The organism is Okeania sp. (assembly GCF_983059655.1).
Genome location: NZ_CEZPJD010000232.1, coordinates 1 through 10,386 on the forward strand (window position 1 = coordinate 1; position 10,386 = coordinate 10,386).

Annotated in this window: 8 protein-coding genes; 6 read left to right on the forward strand and 2 right to left on the reverse strand. The window is 33.8% G+C overall.

All coding sequences use genetic code 11. The annotated features are described in order from the left end of the window. Positions 1–882 precede the first annotated feature (882 nt). On the forward strand, positions 883–1,869 hold the full coding sequence (moaA, locus tag AC3DU7_RS14675) for a GTP 3',8-cyclase MoaA (protein ID WP_488040072.1): 987 nt from the start codon (positions 883–885) through the stop codon (positions 1,867–1,869). Between the two features lie 415 nt (positions 1,870–2,284). Here moaA and rpsD read toward each other — a convergent pair whose 3' ends face one another. Continuing rightward, complete coding sequence (gene rpsD, locus AC3DU7_RS14680) at positions 2,285–2,893, reverse strand: 30S ribosomal protein S4 (protein WP_488040073.1); 609 nt, start codon at positions 2,891–2,893, stop codon at positions 2,285–2,287. 126 nt (positions 2,894–3,019) lie between these two features. Between rpsD and AC3DU7_RS14685 the strand changes: the two genes are divergently transcribed. Continuing rightward, positions 3,020–3,583: a hypothetical protein gene (locus AC3DU7_RS14685; RefSeq protein ID WP_488040074.1), complete on the forward strand. Its 564-nt coding sequence runs from the start codon at positions 3,020–3,022 to the stop codon at positions 3,581–3,583. A 435-nt stretch (positions 3,584–4,018) separates the two neighbouring features. Here AC3DU7_RS14685 and AC3DU7_RS14690 read toward each other — a convergent pair whose 3' ends face one another. After that, positions 4,019–5,152, reverse strand: a complete 1,134-nt coding sequence (locus AC3DU7_RS14690) for a cob(I)yrinic acid a,c-diamide adenosyltransferase (RefSeq protein WP_488040079.1) — start codon at positions 5,150–5,152, stop codon at positions 4,019–4,021. Between the two features lie 780 nt (positions 5,153–5,932). On the opposite strand from AC3DU7_RS14690, the gene fraC reads away from it, so the two are divergent. From fraC to larE, 4 genes are all read left to right on the forward strand, one after another. Then, entirely contained in the window at positions 5,933–6,436 is a 504-nt protein-coding gene (gene fraC, locus AC3DU7_RS14695) for a filament integrity protein FraC (protein WP_488040075.1), read from the forward strand. Next, positions 6,433–7,473, forward strand: coding sequence for a DUF5357 family protein (locus tag AC3DU7_RS14700; RefSeq protein WP_488040076.1), 1,041 nt, complete (start codon positions 6,433–6,435; stop codon positions 7,471–7,473). The genes fraC and AC3DU7_RS14700 overlap by 4 nt, the downstream gene beginning before the upstream one ends. 150 nt (positions 7,474–7,623) lie before the next feature. Then, positions 7,624–8,397 (forward strand): ABC transporter permease, encoded by a 774-nt coding sequence (locus tag AC3DU7_RS14705; protein ID WP_488040077.1) that lies wholly within the window; start codon positions 7,624–7,626, stop codon positions 8,395–8,397. Positions 8,398–9,398: 1,001 nt separating this feature from the next. Continuing rightward, positions 9,399–10,226 carry an ATP-dependent sacrificial sulfur transferase LarE gene (gene larE, locus AC3DU7_RS14710; RefSeq protein WP_488040078.1) on the forward strand — a complete coding sequence of 276 codons (828 nt, stop codon included), beginning with the start codon at positions 9,399–9,401 and terminating at the stop codon, positions 10,224–10,226. Positions 10,227–10,386: the final 160 nt, after the last annotated feature.

Here is a 10,386-nt window from a genome sequence, read left to right on the forward strand (position 1 = left end):
CGGGGTCTGACCGCTATTGCCTACTGCCAAATGAGCTGCGCACAGCGCTATATTTTAAATTAGATTAACTTGATAATTTAAGCTTTTTATTAGTAAATCATCAAATTTAAGTTCGGGCATTTAATATCAAGTAAAAATATTCATGAATTGAACAATAATACATATTTTATAGCTAATTATAGTTTGCTGAAATCGCTAAAAATATATATTTCTCTATGTAAATTACTGAAAATTTTGCTCGAAATTATACTTCCTTGATTTTGACGTTGTGTAATTTTTCGGTACATAATTAAACTCCCTTTAGTCCCGTATAGAATCACCTAACTCTGTGCAATCGCACTAACGAATACAATGTGTATCCTGAAAATCAACTATCCATCTTCCCCATATAAGGTTTCTCAGACTAATAATATAAACCTATCTTTTATCTTTATTTATATTCTATTCGCTGTTCCCTGCTCCTTCAAACAAACCAATTTTTTACCTAACCAATATGTTCAACAATGAATAATGAATAATGAATAATGAATAATTACCTCTCCTTGAAAAGAAGAGGATTGACAAAGAGATGAAAATTTTTCTTTCTTATCCCCTTAAAAGGGGAGGCTTTAAACCACAATTTTTCGGTAATTTCTATAAAGAAATGATATAACAATTTTCATGTTGATTGAATACAGCAACTAACTTGCTCAAGTAAACAACTAGAAAAAAATCAAAAATTCTACCGCTGTCAAGTCAGTATTCTGTCGTAAATGTTGACTAATGAAAAAAAATTAAACTACTAACATTTATCAAAATAAAAATCGGAAAAAAAATCCATAACTGGTAAATATCTAGCTATTCAGTATAATATTAAATTGTATTACATAGCATCTTTTTAACATGAATAAAGTTGATTATTTAAGAATTAGTCTAATAGATCGTTGCAATTTTAGATGTCAATACTGTATGCCAGAAGGCGCAGAAATTAACTATGTATTACAACAAAACTTATTGACTCATAATGAATTATTAACTCTGCTAAAAGAAGTTTTTATTCCTGTAGGTTTTACTAGATTTCGATTAACAGGAGGTGAGCCTTTATTACGTCCTGGTGTAATAGATTTAGTAGAAGCGATCGCCTCCTTTCCAGAGACCCAAGACATATCAATGACTACTAATGGATTTTTGTTGGCGGGTATGGCAAAAGATTTATATAAAGCTGGCTTGAAAAGAATTAATATTAGTTTAGATTCTTTAGACTCAGATACTTTTAATATAATTATTGGAAATAGAGGTCGTAGTCGTTGGCAACTGGTTTGGAATGGAATTCAAGCTGCTTATGATGTAGGTTTTGACCCTTTAAAAATAAATGTAGTGGTAATTCCTGGGGTTAATGACCATGAAGTTTTAGACTTAGCAGCTTTAACTATTGACCGTCATTGGCACGTTAGATTTATTGAATTTATGCCTATTGGTAATGATAAATTATTTGACGACCGGGGTTGGATATCTTCTGAAGAATTACGGCAAAAAATTAGGAAACGATGGGGGTTGACAGAATCTTCTGTTAAAGGAAATGGCCCTGCCGATGTATTTCAGATTCCTGGAGCAAAGGGGACACTGGGATTTATTAGTCAAATGTCAGAATGTTTTTGCGATCGCTGTAATAGAATGCGTCTCTCAGCAGATGGATGGTTAAGACCTTGCCTTTTGAATGAAATGGGTCAAATAGATTTAAAAAGTGGCCTGCGTAGTGGAGTTTCTGTTAAGGAGTTACAGCAGCAGCTAGAATATTTATTGGGTATTAAACCAGAAATTAATTTTAAGCAAAGAGAGTCTGGTACTACAGGAAGCTATGGTCGAACTATGTCACAAATTGGTGGGTGAAATCAGTTATCAGTTATCAGTTATCAGCAGGGGTGCTTAAAATTGCTTGGGGTTATAAGACACGAAGTGGCCGATCATCGACTATTATAAGTAATTTTTCCTTCTGACTTCTGCCTTCTAAATTCTGACTTCGTTAACCCCGCCTAAAAATAGACTAGACGGGGTTTGCTGTAGTGAATCAAAAAATCAGATAAAAAACTATAGTCAAAGAACGAGTTAATTAGGATATAGACTGATAATAAACAAAAGAAGGAGAAATATTTTTCCTACTATTCCCTGTTCCCTACTATAAAATCTTTATCAAAATAATTGGGTCTAAAACCCCGCCTTTTAAGGCCAAATATTTTTGGAGCGGAGCTTAAATCTCCAGCCTCAAAAATAACTTCTGACTTCTGACTTCTGACTTCTGACTTCGTTAAGCTTGTCTGGAATAATATTCCACTACTAATAGTTCGTTAATTTGAAGTGCCACCCACTCCCGTTCTACAATACTATTAACCTTACCAACAAGTTTATTTTTATCAAATTCTAAATGGCTAGGAATATTTGCTAAACCAGGATATTGAAGATTAGTTTTTACCAATTCCTGAGATGCCTCTTTTGGCCTAACACCAATTTCCTCTCCTGGTTTACACTGGTAACTGGCAATACTAACAACCTTACCATTTACTGTTACATGACCATGATTAACTAGCTGTCGTGCTGAGGGAATAGTTGGTGCCATTCCTAAACGAAATACAGTATTATCTAAACGCATTTCTAGTAGTTGCAATAATACTTGTCCTGTGGAACCTGCTGCACGACGAGCTTTTTTTACATAACGTAGGAGTTGTCGTTCGCGAAGACCATAATTATAGAGTAATTTTTGCTTCTCTTCTAGTCGAATTGCATACTCTGAGCGCTTTCTCCGGTTTTGACCATGTTGACCAGGGGGATAAGCACGTCTGGGACTTTTACGAGTTAGTCCTGGTAAGTCACCGAGACGACGTGCTATTCTTAAGCGTGGGCCTCTATATCTAGACATATAATTTCCTCATTAACATAAAATTTAACCACAAACTTATATTGTATACTACTTGAGCGTTGCTTTGTCAATTAGCTTTTCTTTAGCAGTAAACCTATTCATTGAATTTAATTTCATTTATTTACTATGCCTAATATTCCTAATATTAACTTTTCTAATTTATTCCTAAAGAAGTTTCCTCGATCTATTAAATTCTGTCGTTGGCGCTGGATTTATTTAGTAGGAATTTTTAGTTATGGTTTGTTAATAGCTACTCCGGAAGTAGCAATAGCTCAAGCAAATAAAAAATCTTTTAAAATTTGCTCTGAAGATTTACTAAGTGTGGGTTTATCTGAGGCAGAAGTAGCTAATGCTTGTGGTGCGGCTCTCAAACCTAGAGGTTTATCAAGATGCGTGACAAAGATTTATGATAATACAACAGATGAACTTTCAGCAGAAGATATTCTATTTAATTGTCAACGAGTCAGAAGATTTGATGAATTGGGTACTTGTGTAGAAACAATTAATAAGTCAGTTACAGACAAGTCTAATGAAGCTGCTATTTTAGAAAGTTGTCGTCTTAGTTTACTTCCCAAACGTTTTTCTTCTTGTGTGGTTGGTTTAAATACTAATGTTGGATTAGCTACAGAAGAATTATTATCTAATTGTCTCAATCCTGATGCAGAAATAAGCGATATTTCTCCAGATTAAAGAAGGAAGAAGGAAGAGGGAAGAGGGAAGAGGGAAAAATATTGCTTTGTCTGAGTTTTAACCTTTCGATATATCCTAACCTTTCCTTCGACTGCCATATTTATATTTTTTGGCGATTGCTAAACTATTGAATAACAAATATAGCAATCCTATTTTATTTGTGTATAAAAATCTTACTGCTTTTAGGCAACAGCTCATCTGGCAACAGGAGGGAGTTTCAGTTTTTTTATCTACTTTTTGATTTGTCACAACCTATTTAGGATTGCTATATTTATTATTTTAAATTCTTCAGTTTTAAGCATTTCTACTACATTCTTAACCAGAGATTCGTACTCTGAAGCTTTGATAAAATTGCTTTTTTCTCCTTTAAAGGTAATAAAGCTGTTTGCGCAGCATTCCGTAGGAATACCTGAATGCTGACTGCTGACCACTTTTTTAAAAATCTACTCCACGCTTTAATTCCACCCCATGATTAGCATAATGTTTATGACAGAAAACCTCTGAATGAACACTAGCCAAATCAAAATATGCTGGTGGATTAAGACAACGACCAGTAATAATTACCTCCGTATCTTTTGGCTTGCGTAATAAAGCTTCAACTATTGGCTCTACCTCTAATAATTCTAAATCTACAGTAGGATTAAGTTCATCTAAAATAATAGTCTTATATAAACCTGAAGCTATAGCTGCCCTAGCTATTTCCCAACCCCTTTCTGCTTCGACATAATCTATTTCTTTTTGTTGTCCTCGCCACACAATAGCATCTCCACCACAACGTTGATGATCCACTAAATTTGGGTAGCTTTGACGTAAGGCAGCGATCGCTGCATCTTCTGTATAACCAATACCTCCTTTAAGCCATTGTATAATTAGGACTCGATGAGATTGGTCTTGACTAATACCCCTACCTATGGCCTGTAATGCTTTACCCAGAGCGCTAGTAGATTTGCCCTTACCAGCACCAGTATAAATTTCAATCCCACTAATGCCATGAGCTTGAGCAGTTGAATTTTTATGGGGTTTCATTTCTGAATGTAAGTCGGCAATGTCCAATAATTCTTGAGGAGCTGCACGGCCTGTAGCAATAATTTCTAACTGTTCTGGTTTATCCTTTATAGTGTGAATGACCTCATCCACTGGTAATAGACCTAAGTCCAGAACTGGATTTAGTTCGTCCAAGACCACTACTGAATATAAGTCAGAAGCGATCGCTCCTTTGGCCACATTCCAACCTCGTTGGGCTTCTTGACGGTCAAATGTAATAATTTCATTCTGGCCAAAATATTCACTTCTACCAGTGCGTACTTGGTCGATCAGATGAGGAAAGCCTTTCTGTAAAGCTTCTATGGCAGCATCTTCATCATAAGAGCGGTCAGGCCCTTTAAGGAATCTCAGTAGTAATACTCTAGTTGGAGAGTCAGAATGTATCCCTAGACCTATGGAACGTAAAACTACTCCTAATGCCGCTTGAGATTTACCTTTGCTGGAGCCATCGTAAACATGGATTTGTCCCACAATTCTTTCTGACATGGCTTGTGCAGTGCGTATGCCAATTCCGTTTCTTCTCATAGGTCTCATAGGTATTTATAGTTTGTAATTATTTTTTTGATAGTAATTCCGTATTGGAAAAAAATTACAAGTTAACTTTAACAATCGGGGAAGAAGGAGGAATAGACAATAGTAGAGTTTCTCTCAAACAACTTACCTTCTTGCTATTGACTACTTAAATAAAATTTATATTAGACACCTCCAAAAATAAAAAATCAAATCGATTATCGTACATAAATTATCAATTATTCCCCTTATGGAAGGGGTTAGGGGCAGGACTAATTCATTGTTGCGCCTAGAATATTTACCGAATAATTAATAATTAATAATTAAATAATTATGGTTTAAAGCCTCCCTTTACCAATGGATAATATTTCCTGATATTCAATTCCGTAACGGTTAAAACCCGAGGTAATTATCAATTATCCATTATCCATGATCCATTAATGAAAACTATATATTTTTATTTTTGGTTAGCTCACTCTAACAAGATGTACAAAATTTCAACATTTCAAAGGATACAATTTTTCTCTCTTGAGGATGAATTGACCTTACTCCTCCACTCCCCTACATCTCCACTACCCTACTCCCCTACTTCTTTTTTCTCTCATGACAATTAATTAGCCCTGGGGGTTAGGGGTGGGTTTGCTATTCCCTATTCCCTATTTTCTGGAGATGTCTATTAGAGCAATTAACATTTTTTAACATAGTGAGCAGAATTTATATCCACTTAACTTAGATAATATCAAAATTCAGACTAACTGAATCATATTTTATTTACTTTGTCCCCAAAAATTAGCGATGAACTTAACTATTTTGCCTTTGAGAGCTATTGTCTCTGGCTCTTTAATATTATTATTAGTAATTGCCATTGAATCATTTTTTCTTCAATACCGACTTAAATTCATTCCCAAAGTTAGTGTTCAGTATGCAACTGTGATGAACTTAATTTCTACCTGTATCGGGTGGATATTCTTTTTTTATATAGTAAGTATTGTGCCAAATATCTGGGAAAAAGAAGTCGTAGCTTATATTCTATTTGGTAAGATTGGCACGATTTATCCTATATTCATACTTTTCATATTTCTTAGTTTTTTTATTTCTCTAATTGTGAAGTTTATCGGTTTTAATTGGTGTGAAAATCGATGGAATAAAAAATCTAAAAATGGTGGTGCTAGTATGAATTTATCACAAGCATTAGGACAATTAAGAACGCCAAAGTTTTTAGTTATTACACTGGCTCATATTTGCAGTCATTTAGCAATAGTATTTATTTTATTTCTGCAGAGGTTTGAATTAACATGAAAGAAATTTGGAAAAGTTTTACTGAGCTGTTTAAAGGTACTACTGACATTTTAAAGAGTTTACTAGATTTATTACTTCCTCCTAAGTTTTGGCATTGGAAAACATTTTTATTGTTAAGTGGAATGTTATTACTGGTGTCAATAGCTGTGGCTGAAATTGATGGCAACAGGCAGGTAGAAGTTGATTTTATTTCTGTTTTAAGCTGGTTATTTTTAACATTTTCTGTCGGATGGTTAACTACTCAGAAACCATTTGTATTTCGAGGTATTAGTTTAAGTCCCTGGATTACATCAGGGCTAATTTGCTTTCTTTTATATGAAAAATTAGAGAGCAATTTGAAGTATGTAGCTATAGTTTCTTGGCCAGTAATTGCTGTGTGCATAGCAGCGGTAATTTTAGTATTGAATACTCCGGAAGAATCGACAAATCAAAAAGTTGATGTATTATCAAAGCCTAGTTTTGTTATTTTAGTTTTGGTCAATTTTTTGGTTAGTTGTTGGTTGGGATTATACTTTATGATTCAGGGAATAGTGCAACAATATCCGACAATGGGAGAAGATGATTTAAGTAAAAGTACATTTGTTTATCGGTTGATAACGCCTTCAATAAATGATTATAGAGGTGCAAAAATTCTGAATGTAATGGAAGAGAGGTTAAACAATGATTTAGCAACTCAAAGAGTGGATTTATCAGTACCTAATATGAAGTTGAAATTGCAAGATATTAAAAATGAAGCGACTCAAGAAATATCTGAAGTTAAAGAAGATGATTTCTGGAAGTTAGAAACACCAATAGTTGCTAATCAGTCTGGATATCAGGTAGAGTTAAAATTATTATGGGAAGGACTTACAGCAAAAGATGAAAGTTATTATCTTAGTAAAAATTGTAAAATCGAGGAAAGAGTAGGGCAAAGAAGTTTTGGTAATACTTCGCGAAATGCAGCAGTACCAATTAGAGTTGGAAATGTAGAATGTGGTGCTGTAGAAAAGAAACTTGTTGAGCCAGAAAACCAGTCAGAAGATGTGACAAAAATTTAGAGTTGAAGAAGGCAGAAGAGAAAATTATATGGTGGAATTTAAACCCCAAATAATTTTAAGCATCCCTGTTGATGGTGGGAGATTAAACCTGCGAAAGAGCAAAATAAAAGATTAAAAAGTAAGTGGAAATAGAAGGTTAGGAAACATTTTATGAATCTAGGGAGAATTCTGGCAATTTCTCAAAATGTATTTTGGGAAGTAATTCGCGATCGCGTCCTTTATTTAATTGTTTTTTTTACTTTATTAATGATTGCTGCTATTAGATTAATTCCAGAATTATCTATAGGTACGGAGGATAAAATAATCTTAGATTTTGGGTTAGCAGTTATTAGTGTTTTAGGTTTGATAGTGACGGTTTTTATTGGCACTGCTTTGGTGAATAAAGAAATTGAAAAACGCACTGTTTATGTTTTGATTGCTAAACCATTAAGTCGTTCGGAATTAATTATTGGTAAGTATATTGGTTTATCAGCAGTTTTGGCTGTTTTATTATTGACTATGACAATAATATATGGATTAATTCTGAATTTAAGTGGGATTTCATATCCTATAGATAGTATTTTAGTAGCAGTAATATTTATTTTTATTCAGTTATCTTTACTTACTGCAGTAGCAATTTTATTTGGTGTCTTTACCAGTTCTCTATTAGCGACATTATTTACATTTGGCATTTATTTAATGGGGAATTTAAGTAGAGATTTAGTTAAGTTGGGTGAGTTAAGTGATAATCCTGGAGTTAGAAAGTTAATGATGGGATTATATGTAGTATTACCGGATTTAAGCAGATTAGATTTGAAAAATGATGCTGTATATGGCTTACTTCCAAGTATAGCTACTTTAGTTACTAATTTTGGTTATGCTTTGCTTTATACAATGTTGCTTTTATCTATTACTATAGCTATTTTTGCTAGACGAGAGTTTTGAATTGAAAAGTAAGCATTTCCTACGGAATGCTGCGCAAACAGCGTTCAGCTATCAGCTAAGGAAGAAGGTAACAATTGATTTAATAGCAAATACATAAATCCCTAAATTATCTGTTTAGTCAAGTTTTATCTTAAAAAAGGTGTTTATAAAGTATAGTTTTAAGAGCAGATTTTTATTGCTGAAAGCTTACCTTGAAGAAGGTTATAGGTTTTAGCTTTTAGGGTAAAAATTAAGGTTGTAGGTTTTAGGTTGCTGCTGAGAAAGTTTGAGCTAATAGTTAATTCCATAAATGGTAGAGAATGCAGAATTTACCTAGAAAATATGAGGAGGGCAACCTGGATTTGAAAATGGTGTTAGAAAATAATTTATCTGATTTTTCTTAAGTTAATTAATGAGAGGCAACTTTGAGGTTACTGCTGAGAAAGTTTGAGCTAATAGTTAATTCCATAAATGGTAGGGAATGCAGAATTTACCTAGAAAATATGAGGAGGGCAACCTGGATTTGAAAATGATATTAGATAAAGAGTTTATCTGATTTTTCTTAAGTAAATTAACTAGGGCTTGCTGATTAAATATCAAAGTTTTTAATGGCAAAGGTTTCAGACTTTGCAGGTACTAATAAAGTATCAGCTTTTAGGTACTTCCAGTTCAAAAATCTAGGGTTTTGGGCAAAAATATGGTTAGAAAATCAAGGGAAGATTCTTCTGGCTATTTCTTCTCGGAATCTCATTCCTCCTGGATTCTGAATTCTGGATTCTGGCTACTCCTCTGAAAAAAAGACTTTTTCAGCAAACCCTAACTAGAGGCAACTTTGAGGTTTGTAGGTGAAAAAAGTTGGGCTAATTACAGAATTGCAAAAAAAATCCTTAAGTCAAATGTATCGAACCATAGACTCATCTATTTTCCTTATTCCCTCTTCCTTCCTCCTTCTTCCTTCTATAATTGCTATAATCAATAAGAATTAAATTAACAATAGTAAAAATTAATAAATAGAGAAAATAATGTTAACAAAAAAACTAAAAGAATTGAAAAAAATATTTTCAGAAATGGAGAAAGCTTTGATTGCTTACTCTGGCGGTATAGATAGTACTTTAGTAGCAAAAGTTGCTTATGATGTCTTGGGAGATAAAGCTTTAGCTATAACTGCTATTTCTCCTTCTTTATTACCTGAAGATTTAGAAGATGCTCGTATTCAAGCAGCAGTAATTGGTATTTCTCATGAAGAAGTAGAAACTAATGAAATGGAGAATCCCAATTATACTTCTAATCCAATAAATCGTTGTTACTTTTGTAAAAGTGAATTGCATGATACTCTCAAACCTTTGGCTTTAAAACGGGGTTATTCTTATGTAGTAGATGGGGTAAATGCAGATGATTTACTAGATTATCGTCCTGGTATTCAAGCAGCAAAAGAAAGAGGGGCTAGATCGCCTTTAGCTGAATTAGGAATTAGTAAGTTTGAAGTTAGACAACTTGCTAAAGAATTGGGTTTGCCTTGGTGGGATAAACCAGCTCAACCTTGTTTAAGTTCCCGTTTTCCTTATGGGGAAGAAATTACTTTTGAAAAGTTACAAAGAGTTGGTCGTGGGGAAAGATATTTGCGAGATTTGGGATTACAAAATTTACGAGTTCGTTCGGAAAAAGATACTGCCAGAATTGAACTTCCCCCCGAACAAATTAAAGAGTTTGTGTTGACAATAAATTTGCCTCAGTTGGTAGAAAAGTTTAAAGAGTTTGGATTTATTTATGTCACTTTAGATTTAGAAGGATACCGGAGTGGGAAGTTAAATCAGGTTTTGTCGCCGGAGGTATTGGGAGGAAAAGTTTAGGGTAGATTTTCTAGAAATTAAGTTATTTCCATAATTAGGCGAATAGTGGCCACACTTACTCCGCTAAGACTATATTTGTCCTTTATTTCCTAAGCGCCTTGGGGACTGCTATATCTACTTCCTCTCTCTATTATGAATGTCGCAATAGTCAAATCATTTT